Genomic DNA, 18,308 nt, shown 5'->3' on the forward strand with positions numbered 1-18,308 from the left:
GATACCGATGGCTATTAAGAAATTTAAACCGACAACACCAAGTTTACGTTATCGTACAGTAGTTGATTTTTCGGATATAACAACAAATGAGCCTTGTAAATCATTAGTATGCGGTAAAAAACGCATAAGCGGAAGAGGTTCAAACGGTCGTATCACTATGCGTCGTCGTGGTGGTGGACACAAGAAATTATTTAGATTAGTAGATTTTAGAAGAGATAAGCATGATATAGAAGCTAAAGTAGTTTCTATAGAGTATGATCCTAACAGAACAGCTCGTATAGCTCTTTTACATTACACAGATGGTGAAAAAAGATATATAATATGGCCATTGGGACTTAATGTAGGCGACAGAGTTGTTAGCGGAGAAAATGCTAAAGTAAAAGTAGGTTGCACTTTACCTTTAAGAAAGATACCTTTAGGTACTATAATACATAACATAGAAATAACACCAGGAAAAGGTGGTCAGCTTGTTAGAGCAGCAGGCGGTGGTGCTCAGATAACAGCAAAATCTGGTGGTTATTGTGTAATAAGACTTCGCTCTGGTGAAGAGAGAAGAATATTAGAAGATTGTTATGCTACTATAGGACAAATCGGTAACTTAGATCATTTCAACACTACAGACGGTAAAGCAGGTACTACTAGACATAAAGGTAGAAGACCAAAAGTAAGAGGTGTTGTAATGAACCCAGTAGATCACCCACACGGCGGTGGTGAAGGTAAGAGTGGACAGGGTAACCCACATCCAGTATCTCCTACAGGTGTACCTACTAAGGGATATAAGACTAGAAAGAAAAACAAATATTCTGACAGATTAATAATTAAGAGAAGAGGGGGTAAGAAATAATGTCTCGCTCTATTAAGAAAGGACCTTTTGTAGATAAAAATCTTTTCAAGAAGATACAAGCTGGAGATAACAAGCACCAAATAAAAACTTATAGCCGTGCTTCAACAATTATTCCAGAGATGATAGGTTTTACTATAAATGTTCATAACGGTAAAACATTTGTAGCAGTTTATGTACAAGAGAATATGATAGGTCATAAATTAGGTGAATTTGCTCCTACTAGAACTTTTCGTTCACATGCAGGTGCAGCTAAGGTAGCTAAGAAATAAGGAATTGGACTATGGAATATAAGGTAAAGGTACGTTATTTACGCATAGGTCGCAGGAAAGTAGCAAGATTACTTCCTTTTGTTAAAGGTGAGTATGTTAACCATGCAATCGCTAATCTTACAACTATGCCACAAATGTCATCAGTTGTACTTAGAAAGGCTATAAAAAGCGGTATAGCAAATGCTATTTCTCAGACTAGAACTATTAACCCAGACACATTATGGGTTAAGACAGCTTTTGTTGATAAAGCACCATCATTGAAACGCATAAGAGCAGCAAGTCGTGGTAGTGCTGATCCTATATTAAAAAGAAATTCACATATTACTATAGTATTAAGTGATGAAAAAAAACCTGAGAAGAAAAAAATTAAGAGAGTTGCAAAAAAAGAAGAAGCAGCTAAAGTAGCGGAGGTATAAACTATGGGTCAAAAGGTTAGTCCAATAGGTTTAAGACTCGGAGTTAATAAAACTTGGTCTAGTAAATGGTTCGAAGATGGCAGAACTTATGCAGATAGTTTGCATGAAGACTTATCTATAAGACGCTATATAATGAACTATTATTATAAGACATTAAAAGAAGAACAGAAAAAAATTGGCGGAAAGAAAGAGTCTTTTGATCCTGCTATATCTGACATACAAATAGTACGTTTCCCAGATAGAATCAATGTATTTATTTCTACTGCAAGAGTAGGAGTAGTTGTAGGTCCTAAGGGTCAGAGAGTTGAGGCTGTTAAGGCTGCTGTACAAAAGTTAGTAAAAAAGCCTATTAATGTTTCTATATCAGAAATCAAAGAGGCTGAATTAGATGCTACATTGGCAGCACAAAGCGTAGCTCGTCAATTAGAAATGCGTGTTGCTTTCAGAAGAGCTATGAAGAGTGTTATCACTCAAGCTATGAAGAAAGGTGCTAAAGGTATAAAAGTTATGTGTTCTGGTCGTTTAGCAGGTGCTGATATCGCTAGAACAGAACAGTACAAAAATGGTTCAGTACCTCTTCATACAATAAGAGCAAATATAGATTATGGTACTGCTGAAGCTTCTACTACATTTGGTATCATCGGGGTAAAAGTGTGGATATATAAAGGCGAGATTCTTGATAAGAAAGAAAGCAAACAAGATGATGCGGGTAAAGTTATCAGTGCTAAAGGAGATAGATAATGTTACAACCATCAAGAACTAAGTATCGTAAACAGCATAGAGGTAGAATGAAAGGTAAGTCCAAAAGAGGAAGTAACTTAACTTTTGGAGATTATGGTTTAATGGCATTAGAGCCTGTATGGCTTACAGATAGACAAATTGAAGCTGCACGTATTGCTATATCAAGACATGTTAAGCGTGTAGGTAAAATGTGGATAAAAGTATTTCCAGACAAACCTTATACTAAAAAGCCAGCAGAAACAAGAATGGGTAAAGGTAAAGGTAACGTTGAATATTGGGTAGCAGTTGTAAAGCCAGGTAAAGTTATATTTGAAATAGCAGGTGTACCAGAAGAATTAGCACAGTCTGCTTTCAGATTAGCTGGTTTCAAGCTTCCTATTAAAACTAAGTTCATTAAGAGGGAGGCTATATAATGGCTAAGAATAATAAAGATTACAAGTCATTAGGTTTAGAAGAGCTTAAGGGTGAACTTCTAAAATTAGAAAAAGAATATCAAGAGCATAGATTTGAAAAAGTAGTTGGTGATGCAAGACAAACTCATCAATTAAAAAAAGCTCGCAAAGATATAGCTAGAGTTAAGACATTTATACGTCAGCATGAACTTGGCATAAAAAAATAGTGTGAGGTATTACTGTGGAAAACAAAGCAAAAAAATATAAAAGAGTACTTGAAGGAATTGTAGTTTCTGATAAAATGGATAAAACTATAGTTGTAAAAGTTGAAAGTAAACAGAAACACCCCCTTTATGGTAAGACTATAAGTAAGAATAAACGCTATAAAGCTCATGATGAAAAAAATGAATGTTTTGAAGGCGATTTAGTAAGAATAATAGAGTGCAGACCTATTAGTAAAGATAAAAAATTCAGATTAGTAAAAATCGTTAAGAAGTCTGAGCGTGTAGAGAAAGATTCTATGGATAGCGATGTAGAAAGCGTATTAAAACGTGAGAAGCATGCTCCAGAAGCAGCAGTTTCTTCACAGGTTGAAGGAGAGTAAGAATTATGATACAAGTACCAACTACTCTTAATGTAGCCGACAACACAGGCGTAAAGAAGTTGAAATGTATTAAGGTATTAGGAGGAAGTAGACGCAGATATGCTACTTTAGGAGATGTTATAGTTTGTTCTGTAACTGATATAATCCCTACTTGCTCTATAGAAAAAGGTAAAGTTGTAAAAGCTGTAATAGTAAGAGTAAAAAAAGAAGTTAGACGCCCTGATGGTTCATACATACGTTTTGATGAGAATGCAGCTGTTATAGTAGACGATAAAAAAGAGCCTCGTGGTAAACGTATATTCGGACCTGTAGCTCGTGAACTTAGGGATAAAGGCTTTATGAAAATCGTATCACTTGCACCAGAGGTAATATAATTATGATAAAGAAAAAAGATTTTAGTAATACAAAATACAAAATAAAAAAAGGCGATACTGTTGAAGTGATAGCTGGAGAGCAGAGCGGAGAACGCGGTGAAGTATTGTCTATAGACAGAGCAAAGGGAAGAGCTTTCGTAAAGAATATTAACATGATTAAAAAAACTATGCCTAAAAGTCAAGAGAATCAAAAAGGCGGTATAGTTGAGAAAGAGGCTTCTATACATATATCTAATCTTATGTTGGTTGACAAAGGCGGTAAAACTACTAGGGTTGGAAGAAAAGAAGTTGATGGAAAATTAAAAAGATATGCTAAAAAATCAGGCGAAGTTCTTGATAAGTAAGTAGGAGTTATTAAATATGTCAGTATTGAAAGATAGATATGAAAAAGAAATAAGACAATCTTTATTAAAAGATATGAATTTAAGCTCCTCTATGGCTATACCTAAAATAGAGAAAATTATTATCAATATGGGTATTACTCAAGCTGTAACAGACAAAAAATATGTTGACTCTGCTGTAGAAGAACTTAGTCAAATAGCAGGTCAGAGAGCTGTTATCACTAGAGCTAAAAAGTCTATAGCTAACTTCAAATTAAGACAAGGTATGCCTATAGGTTGTAGAGTAACTTTGAGAGGAGAGAGAATGTATGACTTCTTGGAAAGGTTAATTTTCATAGCTTTACCAAGAGTAAGAGACTTCCAAGGTATTCCGAGAAGAGGTTTTGACGGAAGAGGTAATTACAATTTAGGTATAAAAGAGCATATTATATTCCCAGAAATAAGTTTCGACAAAACAGATGCTGTTAAGGGATTAAATATAACAATAGTAACAACTGCAGATAATGACGATATGGCTCGCATTTTATTAGAACGTATAGGTTTGCCATTTCGTGCTGCACCTAAAAGTCAGGAGAATAAATAATGGCTAGATTGGCACTTAAAGTTAAAGCTACAAAAAAACAAAAATATAAAACAAGACAATATAATCGCTGCCCTATATGTGGAAGACCTCGTGCTTATATAAGACAGTATAAAATGTGTAGAATCTGTTTTAGAGATTTAGCAAATAAAGGTTTAATACCGGGCGTAACTAAGTCTAGTTGGTAATTTAAGGAGAGTATATAAATGAGCGTACATGATCCAATAGCAGATGCTTTAACTGTGATTAGAAATGGTTGCAGAGCAAAAAAAGAGAATGTAACTATACCTTTTTCTACAAAAATGGAAAATATACTTGCAATTTTGAAAAAAGAAGGGTATATTAATGACTTCAAAAAAGTAGAAGTAAAAGATAAAAATTTCTTCCGCATAGAAATAGATTTGAAATATTATGAGGGAAATTCTGTTATAGAAGGTATTCAAAGAGTATCAACTCCAGGTCTTAGAGTTTATACATCAGTAGATACTATTCCTCAAGTAAAAAATGGTTTCGGTATATCTGTAATCTCTACTAGTAAAGGTGTAATGACTGACAAAGAAGCTAGAAAAGAGAAAGTCGGCGGCGAAGTTTTATGTTATGTATGGTAATATAAATTGAGAGAGGGTATTTACAATGAGTAGATTATCAAATAAGCCTATAGCGATTCCTCAAGGCGTTGAAGTAAAAATTGACGGCCACAAAGTAGTCGTAAAAGGTAAAAGAGGGGAGTTGACAAGAGAGTTTTTTGATTATATAATACTTGAACTTGAAAATAATTCTCTTTGGGTTAAACCTCCTAAGATTGATAGCACTGATGAAGAAGCTATAAAAGAAAATAAAGCTAAGTATTCTGCTAAATTAGGTTTAGTTTGGAAACTTATTTCTAACATGATAGAAGGTGTTAATACTGGTTATAAAAAAGTATTACAATTAGAAGGTACAGGTTACCGTTCTAATGTTCAGGGAGATACTTTAACATTACAATTAGGTTTCTCTAGTGATGTAAAAATGAAAATCCCTGAGGGTATCAAAGTAACAGTAGAAAAAGACACTAAAATCATTATAGAAGGTAATGATAAAGAGAAAGTAGGCGAACTCGCTATGAATATTAAAAAGAAAAGACCTGTTGAGCCATATAAAGGTAAAGGTGTAAGATTTGAAGGCGAGTATGTTAAAATGAAAGAAAGTAAAAAAGCTGCTAAGTAAGGGGTAAGCTATATGAGTTTAAGAGAAAAAATTAAAGCTCAACGCGAAAGAAGAAAGAGAAGCATACGTATAAAAATAGAAGGAAGTTCACAGCGTCCTAGACTTACAGTTTATAAAAGTCTTAAATATGTATCTGCTCAAATAATAGATGATAGTAAAGGTGTAACTTTAGTATCAGCATCTTCTCAAGAGAAAGATTTAAAAAGCGGTAAGAATGTAGATGTAGCTAAAGAGATAGGTAAAGTATTAGCTACAAGAGCAAAAGAAAAAAATATTAATGAAGTAGTGTTTGATAGAAACGGCTATATATATCATGGAAAAATAAAATCCTTAGCTGACGGTGCTCGTGAAGCAGGATTGAAATTTTAAGGAGTATAACCTTGGCACACGATAATAACGAAGAAAAAAGTATGTTTGAAGAGCGTCTAATAACTCTAAACAGAGTAGCTAAAGTTATGAAAGGTGGAAGACGCTTTAGATTTGCAGCTTTAATGGTTTTAGGTGATAAAAACGGACATGTTGGTTTAGGTTACGGTAAAGCAAACGAAGTACCTGATGCTATAAGAAAAGCTATAGAGCAGGCTAAAAAGAATATGATAGAAGTTAACCTTAAAGGTGAAACTATTCCTCATAATACAGTTGGCGTATTTAGAAGCAGCAGAATAATAATGAAACCAGCTTCTAAAGGTACAGGAGTTATTTCAGGCGGTCCTGCACGTGCTGTATTAGAATTAGCAGGAGTTAAAAATATTCTTTCAAAATCTTTAGGCAACAACAATTCTATGAACTTGGCTAAAGCTACTTTTGAAGGTTTAAAATCTTTACAAACTGTTCAAGATATGGCTAACAAAAGAGGACTTAGTGTTGACCAGATTTATGGGAGGGCTGAATAATGGCTAAAGTTGTAATAACATTAGTTAAATCTCCTATAGGCTATGAGAAGTCTCAAAGAGATACTGTTGTAGCTTTAGGTTTCAAAAAGAGAAGAAGAGTTGTAGAACATGAAGCAACTCCTCAAATAAATGGAATGATTAATAAAATATCACATCTTTTAAAAGTAGAGTATAAGTGAGGGCTAGAGAATGGCACAGGAAAATACAAAAATATTAAGAGCTCCAAAAGGATCGAGCAAGAATCGTCATAGAGTAGGACGCGGACAAGGTTCTGGTTGGGGTTGTACTGCAGGAAGAGGTGATAAAGGTGCTCAGTCTCGTGCAGGTTACAGCAGAAGAGCTGGTTTTGAAGGCGGACAGATGCCTTTACATAGAAGAATTCCTAAAAGCGGTTTCACTAATGCTGCTTTCAAAAAGTCTGTAGATGTTATCAATGTTGGAGATTTAGATTCATTAGGTTCTAACGAAATATCGAGAGAGGCTTTGGTTAAATTAGGTTATTTATCTTCTACTAAAGATTATATAAAACTTCTTTCTATGGGTGAAGTTAAAGGTGCTATCACTATTACCGTTGATCTTGCTAGCAAAAAAGCTATAGAGAAGATTGAAAAATCTGGCGGTAAAGTTATAATACATGAACGCAAAAAATATATTAGAGAAAAGAAGTAAGGTTGTTTATAAATGTTTAAGTCATTAACTAATATATTTAGAGTACCAGAATTAAGAAGCAGGATACTGTTTACAGTTCTTGCTATTTTGGTATATAGAATAGGCAGTCATATTCCAACTCCGGGTATAGACCCAACTGCACTTTTGGGCTTTTTATCATCAGCTCAAGGCGGCGGCGGTCTTTTAACTATTATGGATTTATTTTCCGGCGGTGCTTTATTTAGATTTTCTATATTAGCACTTGGAATTATGCCTTATATATCCGCTTCTATCATCATGCAGCTTCTTGGTGTTGTTATACCGGCACTTGAGAGAATGCAAAAAGAAGGTGAGAGCGGTCGTAAAAAAATTAACCAATATGTTAGATATCTAACACTTGGTCTTTGTGTGGTTCAATCTGCAGCTATGGCTAGCTGGATTCAAAGTATAAATGAAGGTGCTATGATATTTATGAGACCCGGTTTGGGTTTTATACTTCTCGTAGTGATTACAGCTACTACTGGTACCATGTTCTTAATGTGGCTAGGTGACCAAATTACAGAACGCGGCCTTGGTAATGGTATATCTGTAATAATATTCGCTGGTATTGTTGCCCGCATTCCTGCAGGATTCTATGATGTTATACAGAAAAAAGATACTGATTATTTGAACTCATTAGTAATAGTTCTTTTCTTTATAATATTTGCTATAGTGATATTCTGCGTAGTTTATGAAGAAAGCGGACAGAGAAGAATACCTGTTCAATATGCTAAGAGAGTTGTAGGAAGAAGGGTATTTGGTGCACAATCAACTCATATACCTTTCAAAATTAACCCATCTGGTGTTATACCTATAATATTCGCATCAGCTTTGATGGCTATTCCAGCACAGATTGCTAGTTTAACAAGAGGTGTTCAATGGAGATGGTTGGACGCTTTGCTTAGATTTTTCTCTTATGGAAGTTGGGCTTATATAATTCTTTATTGTCTTTTAGTTATTATGTTTGCCTATGTTTATACATCTGTACAATTTAACCCAGATGATATAGCAGAGAATCTTAAAAAACAAGGCGGATTTATCCCCGGTTACAGACCCGGCACACAAACTGCTGAATATTTAAGAACTGTATTAAGCAGAATAACAATAGGCGGTTCATTGTTCTTGGCTGCTATTGCTGTGTTCCCAGATTTAATGTCTAAGATTCCTGTATTTGCTCCTTTCAAAGGAACTAACAATTCTTTAGTTTATTTGATGGGCGGTACATCTGTAATGATTAGTGTAAGTGTTGCTGTTGAGTTGTTAAAGCAAATAGAGTCTTACTTACAGATGCATAACTATGATGGTATATTGAAGAAGTCTAAGGTGAGAAGGTAATTAATATGGCAGAGAAAGAAAATATAGAGGTAGAAGGTACAGTAGTAGAGCCTCTTCCTAATGCTACTTTTAGAGTAGAGTTAGAGAATGGTCATAAGATATTGGCACATATTTCTGGAAAGATGCGTATGAACTTTATTCGTATACTTCCCGGAGATAAAGTAACTATAGAAATGTCGCCCTATGATTTAACAAAGGGTAGAATAATTTATCGTTATAAGTAAAATAATGGAGAACATTTAATATGAAAGTAAAAAGTTCGGTAAAAAAACGTTGTAATGACTGTCAAATAGTAAGAAGAAAAGGCGTAGTTAGAGTCATATGTAAGAAAAACCCAAGACATAAACAAAAACAGAAGTAATTAATTTAAGGAGATAATTAGTATGGCACGTTTAATGGGTGTTGAAATAAGAAATAATAAAAGAATAGAAATCGCCCTAACAGATATATATGGTATAGGACGTACTTTAGCACATGTAATTTGTGATAAGGCTAATATAGATTATTCTATAAAAGCTAAAGACCTTACAGATGCTCAAATTACAGCTTTAAGAGATGCAATAGAAGCCACAACTAAAGTGGAAGGAGATTTGCGTACAGAGCTTTTTAATAATATTAAACGTTTAAAAGATATTCACTCATATCGCGGAATGCGTCATATAAAAAGACTTCCAGTACGCGGTCAGAGAACAAGAACTAACTCTCGTAACGCTAGAGGCGGCGGAGCAAGAAAAGCTATAGCTGGTAAGAAAAAAGCACCAGGTAAGAAGTAAAAAATAAACTTTAATGGGGGAGAATAGTGGCTACTCAAAAAGGTAAAAAAACACTAAAAGATAAAAAAATAAAAAAAGATAGAAAAGTGGAAGCTTTTGGTATAGTGCATATAAAAGCTAGCTTTAATAATACAATAGTTACTATCACTGACAGAAACGGTGATACTTTATCTTGGGCTAGTGCTGGTTTAGATGGAGAATATAAAAGCAGTAAGAAATCTACTCCATTTGCTGCACAGGTTGCTAGTGAGAAGGCATCTAAAAAAGCTTATGAGATGGGTGTAAGAGAAGTTGAAGTTTATGTAAAAGGTCCTGGTATGGGCAGAGAAAGCTCAATCAGAGCTGTAGAAGCTGCAGGATTAAAAGTAAAACTTATTAAGGATGTTACACCAATGCCTCATAATGGTTGCCGTCCTCAAAAAAGAAGAAGAATATAATTAATTGGGAGATAAATAATTATGGCTAGATATAGAGATGCAAGCTGCAGATTATGCCGCCGTGAAAAAATGAAACTTATGCTTAAAGGCGAGAGATGTCTTACGGCTAAATGTGCTATAACAAAAAAGAGAGAAGTTCCAGGTCCTACTAACCGTAAAATGAAACAATTGTCAGAATACGGTATTCAGATGAGAGAAAAACAAAAAGTTAAACGTATTTATGGAATATTAGAAAAACAATTCAGAAACTATTATCATGAGGCTAACCGTGTAGCTGGTGTTACTGGTGAAAACTTGCTCAGATTATTAGAGCTTCGCCTTGATAATGTTGTTTATAGACTTGGTCTTGCTAAAAGCAGAGCTCAGGCTAGACAATTCGTACAACATGGTTTCATTAATGTTAATGGAAAAACTATGTCTGTACCTTCTTATAGTATGAAAGTTGGAGATAAGGTTTCTTTCTCTCAGAGAGGAAATTCTATTACTCAAGTAAAAGAATTGCTTGATGGTTTAAAAAGTGAATATGTTCCTGCTTGGTTAAGTTTAGATTTGTCTGCTAAACAAGGTGAAATAGTAACATTACCAATAAGAGAGCATATAGAGTATCCTATTAATGAACAGCTCATTATTGAGTATTATTCTAAGTAATGGAACTCTTTGATAAGGGGTATTGAAAGAATGGCATTAAAAGAAATATTAGAATCTATTAGACATCCGCATAGAGTTACATTTGAAGCTAGAGATTTAACTCCTAATTATGGTAAATTTGTAGCACAGCCTTTTGAAAGAGGATATGCCACTACTATTGGAAATGCTCTAAGAAGAGTATTATTATCATCTATACCTGGATATGCTATCACTGCTATCAAAATAGATGGCGTTACTAATGAATTTGAAAATGTTCCTGGTATGAAAGAAGACACAATAGTGATGATTATGCATCTTAAAAATGTTGTGGTAGCTCTTCCTGAAAATGTTGATGCTAAAACTATACATATTAAAAAAGAAGGTCCTTGTACAGTTACTGCTGCTGATTTCGCTTCTGCTGATGCTGATGTATCTGTATTTAATCCTGAACATCATATTGCTACTATAGCTGAAGGTTATACTTTTGAAATGGACGTTCAGATAGAATCAGGTTATAACTATGTGCCTGCTGAAGTTAATATGGAGTTGCTTGAAGATGTGAATGCTATAGCTATAGATGCTATATATTCTCCTATAGTAAGTGTTAAATTTGCTGTTGATGATGTTAGAGTGGGTCAGCGTATAAATTATTATGGTAAACTTACTTTAGAAATAGAAACTAAAGGTAATATTGCCCCTGAAAAAGCTCTATCTTGGGCAGCTAAATTACTTAGAGATAATCTCACTCCTTTTATGCTTCCTGAAGAGGCTAATGGTGATGATGAAAAAATAGAAGAAACTCCTAAAGATTCTGTACTTGATTCTTTAAAAGATAAACATGTTGAAGAAGTTGAGTTTTCTGTTAGAACTGCTAATTTCTTGATATCTTCTGATCTTAAAACTTTAGATAAAGTTGCTCTTAAAACTGATGCTGATTTGTTAAGATTAATTGGTGCTAATGAAATGATTATAGAAGAGATTAAAGAAAAGCTTGCAGAATATAATGCTCATCTTGGTATGAGAGGCTAATAAAATTAAGGATAATGTATGAGACATAGAGTTACTGTTAAAAAATTTAATAAAACTAGTGCCCACAAAAAGGCTATGTTTAACAATATGATAACTTCTCTTTTCAAATATGAGAAAATTGAAACTACTAAAGAGAAAGGTAGAGCTTTAAAACAATTAGCTGATAAGTTAATTTATAGAGCTAAAGTTGATAATGTTCATAATAGAAGATTAGTTTCTAAATATGTAAAAGATAAAGCAATACTTGCTAAACTTTTCAAAGATATCGCTCCTAAATATGTTAACAAAAATGGCGGATTTGTAAGAAAAATCTTATCATACAAAAGATTTGGTGACGGAGCTGATATGTGTATTGTGATGTTATGCGATTCTGATAGCTCATCTGCTAATAAAACTGAAGCAAAATAAAAAATAATTTTAATAATTTAAAATAATAATCGTTTATTAATCTAATTATATATAAACAAAAGTAAATTTTATGTGTTGGTTATAGTTTTTATAGACTATAACTTACATATAAGGTTTATGGAGGTTCCTTATGTCTGAAGATAACAATTTAGAGTTTTCTGCTGATGAAAATGTTGTGCCTTTGAAGAAGGTAAGAAAAGTAAGAAAAGTTGTTAGAAAGGTTGTTGCTAAAGTTCAAGAAGAAGAAAAAGAAGAAATTCCTACTACTAATGATGAAGATAATAATAAAGAGGAAGAGAATAGTAATAAAATTCAAAGACCTTTTGATGTACTTTATATTAGCCAATTAAGCGTTTTAACTTTTGACGAATTAATAGATTTTGCTGAAAATTACGGCATTAAGAAAGATACTAACAGCAATTTAAGAAGACAGGAATTAATGCATTTAATAGTAAAATCTCATATTAATTTAGAAGGTAAAGTTGTTGCAGAAGGTACTTTAGAAACTTTGCAAGACGGATTTGGTTTCTTACGTTCTAAAAACACAAATTACTTAGTAGGTTCTGATGACATATATATCTCTCCTGCACAAATTAGACTTTTCGGACTTAGAACAGGAGACGTTATTAGCGGAGAAGTAAGACCTCCTAAAGATAATGCAGGTGAAAAGTTTTTTGCTTTACTTAGAATAGAATCTGTTAATGGCGAAAAACCTGATAATTTGCATAGAAGACCTTTATTTGATAAACTCACACCAATATTTCCTAATGAAAGAATTAATTTAGAGTTTGCTCCAAATAAAATTTCTACTCGTATTATAAACTTAGTATCTCCTATAGGTAAAGGCCAGAGGGGATTAATAGTAGCACCTCCTAAAGCTGGTAAAACTATGATGCTTCAAGAGATTGCTAATGCTATATGTAAAAACTATCCTGATATTAAACTTTTCATTCTTCTTATAGATGAGCGTCCTGAAGAGGTTACTGACATGAAAAGGCAAGTTCCAGAGGCTGAAGTTATAGCTTCTACTTTTGATGAACTTCCAGAGAAGCATTGTCAAGTTTCAGAGATGGTATTAGAGAAGGCTAAGAGATTAGTTGAAAATAAACATGATGTTGTAATTATATTAGATTCTATAACAAGACTTTCAAGGGCTTACAACTTAGTAGTGCCTGCAAGCGGTAAGGTATTAACAGGAGGTGTAGATTCTAATGCACTTCATAAACCTAAAAAATTCTTCGGTGCTGCACGTAATATAGAAGAGGGCGGCTCTCTTACAATAATTGCTTCTGCTTTAGTTGATACTGGAAGTAAGATGGACGATTATATTTACGAAGAGTTTAAGGGTACTGGTAATATGGAGCTTCATTTAGAGAGGAAGTTTGCTAATAGAAGAATATTCCCTGCTATTGATATTGATTCTTCTTCTACTAGAAGAGATGATTTACTTCTTAATGAGGAAGAGCTTGCTAAGATGAATCTTGTTAGAAGCGTTCAGGGTCAGGGTATCAATATTGATGAATATGACTTTATTGAGAAGATGATAGCTAAAATGAAAAATACTAAAGATAATTCTGAGTTTTTAAAATTATTAAACTCATGAGGTTTTAGTATAAATGTCTGATAAATATGATGATGAGAGGCTATTTAAATTTTTTGTAGAGCATGGATATTTACCTCCAGATTATAAAAATAGTAAAGAATTAAATAAAGAAAGCAGAACTCTAAATAATAAAAAAGAAAATACTTCTAATCATTCAATAAAGATAAGAGATAAAGAATACAAAGAAAATCTACAAGATAATAATAAAGAATATATTATAACTGAAGAAGAAAAGCTTTTATTTATAAATGCTGTTAAAAACCTTGATTGCAGCAATCATTCAAAAAAAGAGCTTCCAAAAAAGAATATAAAGTTTAAGCCAAATATAAAAAATGCTAATCCGAAAGAAAAAATAGATTTGCATGGTCTTACAGCTGATAGGGCTTTAATTGAGGTAAAGCATTTTATCGGTGAATGCAAAAAAAATAAAATAAGCCCAATACTTATAATACATGGCAAAGGTTTTGGAAGCGAAAATAAAATACCGGTATTAAAAAACATAGTTGAATATTATATTGCCACAGAAGGCAAGCCTTATATAAAATATGCTTCAGATGCTCCAAGAGAATTAGGCGGTTCTGGAGCCAAAATAATTTATTTGAATTTATAATTATATAGTATAAAATTATGATATATTTTTATAAAAGGAATTATAAAATGAAAAGTTTTTTAAAAGAAGAATTATTTTGGATTAGAAAACCTAAAAAAATATTAATTGATGATGAGAAAATAGAAATATATACAGAGCCTAATACAGACCTTTGGCAGAGAACATATTATGGCTTTCAAAATGACAATGCTCCTGTACTCCAAACAAAAACGAGTGATAAATATTTTTCTTTTGTAGTAAATATAAAATTTGAAACTAATCATCTTTTTGAACAGGCTGGAGTTGCAATTTATATAGATAGCGAAAACTGGTTTAAAGCTTCTGTAGAATATGAGAATAAAAGTTTTCAACGTTTAGGAAGTGTTGTTACCAATAATGGATATTCTGATTGGGCTACTACAGATATAGATGTATCTATAAAGGATATATGGTTTAGATTAAGCAGAAGAGAAAAAGATTTTTATATTGAATATAGTTTAGATAATAAAGACTATCATCAGATGCGTATGTTTCATTTGTTTAAAGCAGATAAAGAAATACCTTTTGGAATATATGCTTGCAGTCCGGGAGATTCATCTTTTAGAGCAGTATTTTCAGATATGCATATAACAGAATGTAAATGGCTTGAGCATAAATAAAAATTGACAAATAAATATAGTTTGTTAAAATAATTTTAAACAATACAAAAAATATATGGAATATTATCAATATGGCTGAAAACTATAAAGTAATAGCAAGAAAATATCGTCCTCAAACTTTTGAAGAGGTAATAGGGCAGGAACATATTACAAAAACAATATCTAAAAGTATAGCACAAAAGAAAATAGCACATGCTTATCTTTTTTCTGGTGCTCATGGTGTAGGTAAAACATCTCTTGCAAGAATTATAGCTAAAGCCTTAAACTGTGTTAATGGACCCACAGATAAACCTTGCGGAGTTTGTCCTTCTTGTACTCAAATAGAAAACGGTACTCCTTTAGATGTTATTGAAATAGACGGTGCAAGCAACAGAGGTATAGAAAACATAAGAACAATAATAGAAAATGTACGTATATCGCCTGTTGCTGGTAAGTACAAAGTATATATTATAGATGAGGTTCATCAGATTACCAACGAGGCTTTTAATGCCTTACTTAAAACATTAGAAGAGCCGCCTGCTCATGTTGTGTTTATACTTGCTACAACTGAAGCAGACAGGGTTCTTCCTACAATAAGAAGCCGATGTCAGCAGTATATTTTTAAGTCTTTGGGTATAGAGGATTTAGAGAAGATTCTTAAAGGCATTTTAGACAAAGAAAATATTTCATATGATGATGAGGCTATATTTTTGATAGCGAAGCAGGCAAGGGGTTCTGTACGCGACAGTGAAACAATATTAGAGAAGATGATAGCCTATACTGCAGACAAGAAGCATATTACAAGTGCTGATGTTATAGCTGTAGTTGGTGGAAATAATTTTTCTTTTGTTAAAGAGTTTTTTGATGTAATGATTTCAAAAGACAAAAAAAATTATTTTCAATTTGTTAAAAAACTTTTTGAAGAGTCTGTTGATCCAAGAACATTTATTAATAATTTAATTGATTATATGCGTGTTGTGTTAATGATAAAAAGCGGTATTGATGATATTAAATTATTAGAGATAACAGAAAATGAGAGAGATGATTTAAAAACTTTTGCCAGCAATTATAGTGATGATGAGATAGAGAGAATACTTGATTATATATTAAATGTAGAAGAGCGTATAAGAAATGCTTCTAATGCGAGAGTTATATTTGAGATGCGTATGCTTTTGCTTCTTGATACAGACAATTTAATTCGCCCTGTGGATATTATATCTTCAAACAATGTTCAAGCTATTTCTGACGCTAATGAAGACTATGGGCTTAGTAATGATAATGTTTCAAAACCAAAAGAGAATAATAACGCTCCTAAACCAGCATATGATGTTCCTCTTAGCCCAAATGACAAAAGGCATATATTCTACAATAAAATACTTTCATATGTTGAAACAGAAAGCCCAACAATATATTCTTTGTTATCTCAAGGAAACCCGATAGAAAGCAAAGGTGCCACATTAATAGTAGCTATTCCAGAGCATATTTACGATATGGTTCAATCTGATAAAAGAATATCAGCCTTAATAGCAAGTGCAATACCAAGATTCACTAAAAATAAAGATGTAGCAATACAATTTCAGAAGGCAGTAGAAGGCAATGTTATAGACAAATTAAAAACACGTCTTCAGGCAACAGAGGTGGACGAGAGTTCTTTATAAGTAATTTTTAAATAAACTATTTTTTAGTGTATAAAAAATAAGATATGTTAAAAATTTTAGTTTTGTTATTTTTTATTGTTCTTTTCCCGCCTTCGCTCTGCGGACTTCGTCAAAGAAGCAAAAAGTGCAAAATTAATATTTGTTATATTTTTTACTATAATTAAAAATTAAACTTTTGTATAATTTATTAAAATATACAAAAATGATAACATATGATTGCAGTAAATACCAATTAGTTATATTTTTTAATTTGGCAGAATTAACTTTTAATTAAAAAAAATATAATTAAATACAAATAAAAAAAAGAGCCTATAGTATTTCTATAAGCTCCTTTAATTTTTTCAACTATTTTTTAAAATCTCACACCTAATTGTGCACCCAAATCTACACTAGAAAGTTTGAAATTATAACTTTTGCTTTCCATAAAAGGAATATCATAAGCAATGTAAATACCTGCTGTTAAATTAAGCTGTAATATAAAATCGAGCATAACTTTTACATAAGGTATAAAAGGCTTATTAAACTCTTTATAAATATTTTTTGTATCATACATGCTCGCCTGACCTATGCCGTCAGCACCATCTCTCTGATACATAAGACCTGCTATAGGAAACTTGAAACCTCCTCCAACTCCTAAAGATACAAATCCAATATCAATTCTTGGTAATAACCCTAAATTAAAACTATCAAAAGAAGCACCATATCTTCCGCTTTGAGATTTTAAGCCGAAAGCAAATACATCTTTTTGATAACCAATATCAAATCCAATTCCTAAACCTATATTGCTGATTCCAAAATAATATCCCGGTATAACATGAATTCCAAATTCAAAGCCAGCATCGGCTTTAGTATATTTGGAAGCATCTGTTCCTGTATATGTTCCTAAACTTACGCCGAAAGGAAATAGTACATTCACTTCAAAACCTGTTTTTGCCATCAAATTTCCGCTTAATGCAATTACTAATAAACTTGCAATTATCACTGCTTTTTTCATTTTTTATAATCCTTTATATTGTATGTACTATTTTTTATAGTCGGAAATAGTAATAATCTATTTATAATAAAAAAACTATTAAAAAAAGGAATACATATTATTAAATATGCATTCCTTAAATATTATTTTTAATTAATTTTTATTAGAATCTTAATCCAATTTCTCCGCCTAAATCAAATGAAGACATTTTAATATTATTATTAGGGTCTTTATATTCTACCAAAGGTATATCATAAGAAGCATATATACCTAAAACTAGGTTATAAGGCAATAAGAAATCAACAACCCCTTTTACATAAGGTATATAAGGATTTTTAAAAGTATCTTTAAGTCTTTTATAATCATATCCTTGAGAAGTGTACCCTCCGTCACTTTCTCTAAAGTAACTGCTTCCTGCTAAAGGTATTTTTACACCAGCACCTACACCTATTGATACAAACCAAACATCTATTCTAGGAAGTATTCCTACCATTAAGCTATCGAAAGTTAATCCGCCTTTTGATTTTTCATCAATAACTGCTTTGAAAGCAAACACATCTCTATTATATCCTAAATCCAATCCTAAACCAAATGATAAATACTCAAACCCAAAATAATATGCAGGCTGTACATGAACACCAAATTCAAATCCAGTATCAGATTTTACATGTTGAGCTTCATTTCCGCTGAAACTGCTGAAACTTGCTCCAAGCGGTACTATTAACCCTAAACCAAATCCTGTTTTAGCCATAAGTCCGCTGCTTATGCTCATTACTAATATACTTGTTATTATAATTAATTTTTTCATTTTGTTTCTTTCTCCTAAAAAATGTATCTATATATTAAATTATAGTAATTAAAAAAATAAACCATATATAATTTACTTTTTGT

Annotated in this window: 30 protein-coding genes and 1 pseudogene; 29 read left to right on the forward strand and 2 right to left on the reverse strand. The window is 32.4% G+C overall.

What is annotated here, in order from left to right; genetic code table 11:
* Positions 1-7 precede the first annotated feature (7 nt).
* The 29 genes and pseudogenes from rplB to dnaX all read left to right on the forward strand — a co-directional run bounded on the left by rplB (position 8) and on the right by dnaX (position 16,444).
* On the forward strand, positions 8-844 hold the full coding sequence (gene rplB, locus Q0H31_RS00255; protein WP_013243967.1) for a 50S ribosomal protein L2: 837 nt from the start codon (positions 8-10) through the stop codon (positions 842-844).
* Positions 844-1,113: a 30S ribosomal protein S19 gene (rpsS, locus tag Q0H31_RS00260; protein ID WP_013243966.1), complete on the forward strand. Its 270-nt coding sequence runs from the start codon at positions 844-846 to the stop codon at positions 1,111-1,113. The genes rplB and rpsS overlap by 1 nt, the downstream gene beginning before the upstream one ends.
* A gap of 11 nt (positions 1,114-1,124) precedes the next feature.
* Positions 1,125-1,529: a 50S ribosomal protein L22 gene (gene rplV / locus Q0H31_RS00265; RefSeq protein WP_014933898.1), complete on the forward strand. Its 405-nt coding sequence runs from the start codon at positions 1,125-1,127 to the stop codon at positions 1,527-1,529.
* 3 nt (positions 1,530-1,532) lie between these two features.
* Positions 1,533-2,270, forward strand: a complete 738-nt coding sequence (gene rpsC / locus Q0H31_RS00270; RefSeq protein WP_013243964.1) for a 30S ribosomal protein S3 — start codon at positions 1,533-1,535, stop codon at positions 2,268-2,270.
* The gene (gene rplP / locus Q0H31_RS00275; RefSeq protein WP_014933897.1) at positions 2,270-2,683 is read left to right on the forward strand and encodes a 50S ribosomal protein L16; all 414 of its coding nucleotides are present in this window, start codon (positions 2,270-2,272) and stop codon (positions 2,681-2,683) included. The genes rpsC and rplP overlap by 1 nt, the downstream gene beginning before the upstream one ends.
* Positions 2,683-2,889, forward strand: a complete 207-nt coding sequence (gene rpmC / locus Q0H31_RS00280; protein WP_013243962.1) for a 50S ribosomal protein L29 — start codon at positions 2,683-2,685, stop codon at positions 2,887-2,889. The genes rplP and rpmC overlap by 1 nt, the downstream gene beginning before the upstream one ends.
* A gap of 14 nt (positions 2,890-2,903) precedes the next feature.
* Positions 2,904-3,164 (forward strand): annotated as a pseudogene (gene rpsQ / locus Q0H31_RS00285) (30S ribosomal protein S17); the annotation flags it as partial.
* Between the two features lie 107 nt (positions 3,165-3,271).
* Positions 3,272-3,640 (forward strand): 50S ribosomal protein L14, encoded by a 369-nt coding sequence (gene rplN, locus Q0H31_RS00290; RefSeq protein ID WP_014933895.1) that lies wholly within the window; start codon positions 3,272-3,274, stop codon positions 3,638-3,640.
* A gap of 2 nt (positions 3,641-3,642) precedes the next feature.
* Complete coding sequence (rplX, locus tag Q0H31_RS00295) at positions 3,643-3,984, forward strand: 50S ribosomal protein L24 (protein WP_013243959.1); 342 nt, start codon at positions 3,643-3,645, stop codon at positions 3,982-3,984.
* A gap of 16 nt (positions 3,985-4,000) precedes the next feature.
* A complete protein-coding gene (gene rplE / locus Q0H31_RS00300; protein WP_295294897.1) occupies positions 4,001-4,564 on the forward strand; it encodes a 50S ribosomal protein L5 in 564 nt (187 codons plus the stop codon).
* Positions 4,564-4,749, forward strand: a complete 186-nt coding sequence (locus tag Q0H31_RS00305; protein ID WP_008723403.1) for a type Z 30S ribosomal protein S14 — start codon at positions 4,564-4,566, stop codon at positions 4,747-4,749. The genes rplE and Q0H31_RS00305 overlap by 1 nt, the downstream gene beginning before the upstream one ends.
* 18 nt (positions 4,750-4,767) lie before the next feature.
* The gene (rpsH, locus tag Q0H31_RS00310) at positions 4,768-5,169 is read left to right on the forward strand and encodes a 30S ribosomal protein S8 (protein WP_013243957.1); all 402 of its coding nucleotides are present in this window, start codon (positions 4,768-4,770) and stop codon (positions 5,167-5,169) included.
* Positions 5,170-5,194: 25 nt separating this feature from the next.
* A complete protein-coding gene (gene rplF / locus Q0H31_RS00315; protein ID WP_013243956.1) occupies positions 5,195-5,767 on the forward strand; it encodes a 50S ribosomal protein L6 in 573 nt (190 codons plus the stop codon).
* A gap of 12 nt (positions 5,768-5,779) precedes the next feature.
* Positions 5,780-6,136 carry a 50S ribosomal protein L18 gene (rplR, locus tag Q0H31_RS00320; protein ID WP_295294899.1) on the forward strand — a complete coding sequence of 119 codons (357 nt, stop codon included), beginning with the start codon at positions 5,780-5,782 and terminating at the stop codon, positions 6,134-6,136.
* 41 nt (positions 6,137-6,177) lie between these two features.
* Positions 6,178-6,660, forward strand: a complete 483-nt coding sequence (gene rpsE, locus Q0H31_RS00325; protein ID WP_295294965.1) for a 30S ribosomal protein S5 — start codon at positions 6,178-6,180, stop codon at positions 6,658-6,660.
* Positions 6,660-6,839: a 50S ribosomal protein L30 gene (gene rpmD, locus Q0H31_RS00330; protein WP_013243953.1), complete on the forward strand. Its 180-nt coding sequence runs from the start codon at positions 6,660-6,662 to the stop codon at positions 6,837-6,839. The genes rpsE and rpmD overlap by 1 nt, the downstream gene beginning before the upstream one ends.
* Before the next feature lie 10 nt (positions 6,840-6,849).
* The gene (rplO, locus tag Q0H31_RS00335; protein ID WP_295294902.1) at positions 6,850-7,329 is read left to right on the forward strand and encodes a 50S ribosomal protein L15; all 480 of its coding nucleotides are present in this window, start codon (positions 6,850-6,852) and stop codon (positions 7,327-7,329) included.
* A gap of 12 nt (positions 7,330-7,341) precedes the next feature.
* Entirely contained in the window at positions 7,342-8,682 is a 1,341-nt protein-coding gene (gene secY, locus Q0H31_RS00340; protein WP_295294903.1) for a preprotein translocase subunit SecY, read from the forward strand.
* Positions 8,683-8,687: 5 nt separating this feature from the next.
* The gene (gene infA, locus Q0H31_RS00345; RefSeq protein ID WP_013243950.1) at positions 8,688-8,906 is read left to right on the forward strand and encodes a translation initiation factor IF-1; all 219 of its coding nucleotides are present in this window, start codon (positions 8,688-8,690) and stop codon (positions 8,904-8,906) included.
* Positions 8,907-8,926: 20 nt separating this feature from the next.
* Positions 8,927-9,043, forward strand: a complete 117-nt coding sequence (rpmJ, locus tag Q0H31_RS00350; protein ID WP_014933892.1) for a 50S ribosomal protein L36 — start codon at positions 8,927-8,929, stop codon at positions 9,041-9,043.
* 22 nt (positions 9,044-9,065) lie between these two features.
* Positions 9,066-9,455, forward strand: coding sequence for a 30S ribosomal protein S13 (rpsM, locus tag Q0H31_RS00355; RefSeq protein WP_013243949.1), 390 nt, complete (start codon positions 9,066-9,068; stop codon positions 9,453-9,455).
* 68 nt (positions 9,456-9,523) lie between these two features.
* The gene (gene rpsK / locus Q0H31_RS00360) at positions 9,524-9,892 is read left to right on the forward strand and encodes a 30S ribosomal protein S11 (RefSeq protein WP_345742549.1); all 369 of its coding nucleotides are present in this window, start codon (positions 9,524-9,526) and stop codon (positions 9,890-9,892) included.
* A 21-nt stretch (positions 9,893-9,913) separates the two neighbouring features.
* Positions 9,914-10,540, forward strand: coding sequence for a 30S ribosomal protein S4 (gene rpsD / locus Q0H31_RS00365; protein WP_013243947.1), 627 nt, complete (start codon positions 9,914-9,916; stop codon positions 10,538-10,540).
* 30 nt (positions 10,541-10,570) lie between these two features.
* Positions 10,571-11,548: a DNA-directed RNA polymerase subunit alpha gene (locus Q0H31_RS00370; RefSeq protein WP_013243946.1), complete on the forward strand. Its 978-nt coding sequence runs from the start codon at positions 10,571-10,573 to the stop codon at positions 11,546-11,548.
* 18 nt (positions 11,549-11,566) lie between these two features.
* Entirely contained in the window at positions 11,567-11,956 is a 390-nt protein-coding gene (gene rplQ / locus Q0H31_RS00375) for a 50S ribosomal protein L17 (RefSeq protein WP_014935288.1), read from the forward strand.
* Between the two features lie 130 nt (positions 11,957-12,086).
* On the forward strand, positions 12,087-13,559 hold the full coding sequence (gene rho, locus Q0H31_RS00380; protein WP_014935289.1) for a transcription termination factor Rho: 1,473 nt from the start codon (positions 12,087-12,089) through the stop codon (positions 13,557-13,559).
* Positions 13,560-13,572: 13 nt separating this feature from the next.
* Positions 13,573-14,169 carry a Smr/MutS family protein gene (locus Q0H31_RS00385; RefSeq protein ID WP_295294910.1) on the forward strand — a complete coding sequence of 199 codons (597 nt, stop codon included), beginning with the start codon at positions 13,573-13,575 and terminating at the stop codon, positions 14,167-14,169.
* Between the two features lie 47 nt (positions 14,170-14,216).
* Positions 14,217-14,807 carry a DUF1349 domain-containing protein gene (locus Q0H31_RS00390; RefSeq protein WP_295294911.1) on the forward strand — a complete coding sequence of 197 codons (591 nt, stop codon included), beginning with the start codon at positions 14,217-14,219 and terminating at the stop codon, positions 14,805-14,807.
* Between the two features lie 71 nt (positions 14,808-14,878).
* The gene (gene dnaX, locus Q0H31_RS00395; protein ID WP_295294912.1) at positions 14,879-16,444 is read left to right on the forward strand and encodes a DNA polymerase III subunit gamma/tau; all 1,566 of its coding nucleotides are present in this window, start codon (positions 14,879-14,881) and stop codon (positions 16,442-16,444) included.
* Between the two features lie 352 nt (positions 16,445-16,796).
* Here dnaX and Q0H31_RS00400 read toward each other — a convergent pair whose 3' ends face one another.
* Together Q0H31_RS00400 and Q0H31_RS00405 are read right to left on the reverse strand one after the other, a co-directional pair.
* Positions 16,797-17,438 carry a hypothetical protein gene (locus tag Q0H31_RS00400; RefSeq protein ID WP_295294914.1) on the reverse strand — a complete coding sequence of 214 codons (642 nt, stop codon included), beginning with the start codon at positions 17,436-17,438 and terminating at the stop codon, positions 16,797-16,799.
* A 142-nt stretch (positions 17,439-17,580) separates the two neighbouring features.
* A complete protein-coding gene (locus Q0H31_RS00405) occupies positions 17,581-18,225 on the reverse strand; it encodes a hypothetical protein (RefSeq protein ID WP_295294916.1) in 645 nt (214 codons plus the stop codon).
* Positions 18,226-18,308 lie beyond the last annotated feature (83 nt).

This window comes from uncultured Brachyspira sp. (genome assembly GCF_934747485.1).
Taxonomy (GTDB): Bacteria; Spirochaetota; Brachyspiria; order Brachyspirales; family Brachyspiraceae; genus Brachyspira.

Excerpts from the sequence above, each read along its gene's own strand:
- rplB (WP_013243967.1), top strand. The coding sequence starts at position 8 with ATGGCTATTAAGAAATTTAAACCGACAACACCAAGTTTACGTTATCGT.
- rpsS (WP_013243966.1), top strand. The coding sequence starts at position 844 with ATGTCTCGCTCTATTAAGAAAGGACCTTTTGTAGATAAAAATCTTTTC.
- rplV (WP_014933898.1), top strand. The coding sequence starts at position 1,125 with ATGGAATATAAGGTAAAGGTACGTTATTTACGCATAGGTCGCAGGAAA.
- rpsC (WP_013243964.1), top strand. The coding sequence starts at position 1,533 with ATGGGTCAAAAGGTTAGTCCAATAGGTTTAAGACTCGGAGTTAATAAA.
- rplP (WP_014933897.1), top strand. The coding sequence starts at position 2,270 with ATGTTACAACCATCAAGAACTAAGTATCGTAAACAGCATAGAGGTAGA.
- rpmC (WP_013243962.1), top strand. The coding sequence starts at position 2,683 with ATGGCTAAGAATAATAAAGATTACAAGTCATTAGGTTTAGAAGAGCTT.
- rplN (WP_014933895.1), top strand. The coding sequence starts at position 3,272 with ATGATACAAGTACCAACTACTCTTAATGTAGCCGACAACACAGGCGTA.
- rplX (WP_013243959.1), top strand. The coding sequence starts at position 3,643 with ATGATAAAGAAAAAAGATTTTAGTAATACAAAATACAAAATAAAAAAA.
- rplE (WP_295294897.1), top strand. The coding sequence starts at position 4,001 with ATGTCAGTATTGAAAGATAGATATGAAAAAGAAATAAGACAATCTTTA.
- Q0H31_RS00305 (WP_008723403.1), top strand. The coding sequence starts at position 4,564 with ATGGCTAGATTGGCACTTAAAGTTAAAGCTACAAAAAAACAAAAATAT.
- rpsH (WP_013243957.1), top strand. The coding sequence starts at position 4,768 with ATGAGCGTACATGATCCAATAGCAGATGCTTTAACTGTGATTAGAAAT.
- rplF (WP_013243956.1), top strand. The coding sequence starts at position 5,195 with ATGAGTAGATTATCAAATAAGCCTATAGCGATTCCTCAAGGCGTTGAA.
- rplR (WP_295294899.1), top strand. The coding sequence starts at position 5,780 with ATGAGTTTAAGAGAAAAAATTAAAGCTCAACGCGAAAGAAGAAAGAGA.
- rpsE (WP_295294965.1), top strand. The coding sequence starts at position 6,178 with ATGTTTGAAGAGCGTCTAATAACTCTAAACAGAGTAGCTAAAGTTATG.
- rpmD (WP_013243953.1), top strand. The coding sequence starts at position 6,660 with ATGGCTAAAGTTGTAATAACATTAGTTAAATCTCCTATAGGCTATGAG.
- rplO (WP_295294902.1), top strand. The coding sequence starts at position 6,850 with ATGGCACAGGAAAATACAAAAATATTAAGAGCTCCAAAAGGATCGAGC.
- secY (WP_295294903.1), top strand. The coding sequence starts at position 7,342 with ATGTTTAAGTCATTAACTAATATATTTAGAGTACCAGAATTAAGAAGC.
- infA (WP_013243950.1), top strand. The coding sequence starts at position 8,688 with ATGGCAGAGAAAGAAAATATAGAGGTAGAAGGTACAGTAGTAGAGCCT.
- rpmJ (WP_014933892.1), top strand. The coding sequence starts at position 8,927 with ATGAAAGTAAAAAGTTCGGTAAAAAAACGTTGTAATGACTGTCAAATA.
- rpsM (WP_013243949.1), top strand. The coding sequence starts at position 9,066 with ATGGCACGTTTAATGGGTGTTGAAATAAGAAATAATAAAAGAATAGAA.
- rpsD (WP_013243947.1), top strand. The coding sequence starts at position 9,914 with ATGGCTAGATATAGAGATGCAAGCTGCAGATTATGCCGCCGTGAAAAA.
- Q0H31_RS00370 (WP_013243946.1), top strand. The coding sequence starts at position 10,571 with ATGGCATTAAAAGAAATATTAGAATCTATTAGACATCCGCATAGAGTT.
- rplQ (WP_014935288.1), top strand. The coding sequence starts at position 11,567 with ATGAGACATAGAGTTACTGTTAAAAAATTTAATAAAACTAGTGCCCAC.
- rho (WP_014935289.1), top strand. The coding sequence starts at position 12,087 with ATGTCTGAAGATAACAATTTAGAGTTTTCTGCTGATGAAAATGTTGTG.
- Q0H31_RS00385 (WP_295294910.1), top strand. The coding sequence starts at position 13,573 with ATGTCTGATAAATATGATGATGAGAGGCTATTTAAATTTTTTGTAGAG.
- Q0H31_RS00390 (WP_295294911.1), top strand. The coding sequence starts at position 14,217 with ATGAAAAGTTTTTTAAAAGAAGAATTATTTTGGATTAGAAAACCTAAA.
- dnaX (WP_295294912.1), top strand. The coding sequence starts at position 14,879 with ATGGCTGAAAACTATAAAGTAATAGCAAGAAAATATCGTCCTCAAACT.
- Q0H31_RS00400 (WP_295294914.1), bottom strand. The coding sequence starts at position 17,438 with ATGAAAAAAGCAGTGATAATTGCAAGTTTATTAGTAATTGCATTAAGC.
- Q0H31_RS00405 (WP_295294916.1), bottom strand. The coding sequence starts at position 18,225 with ATGAAAAAATTAATTATAATAACAAGTATATTAGTAATGAGCATAAGC.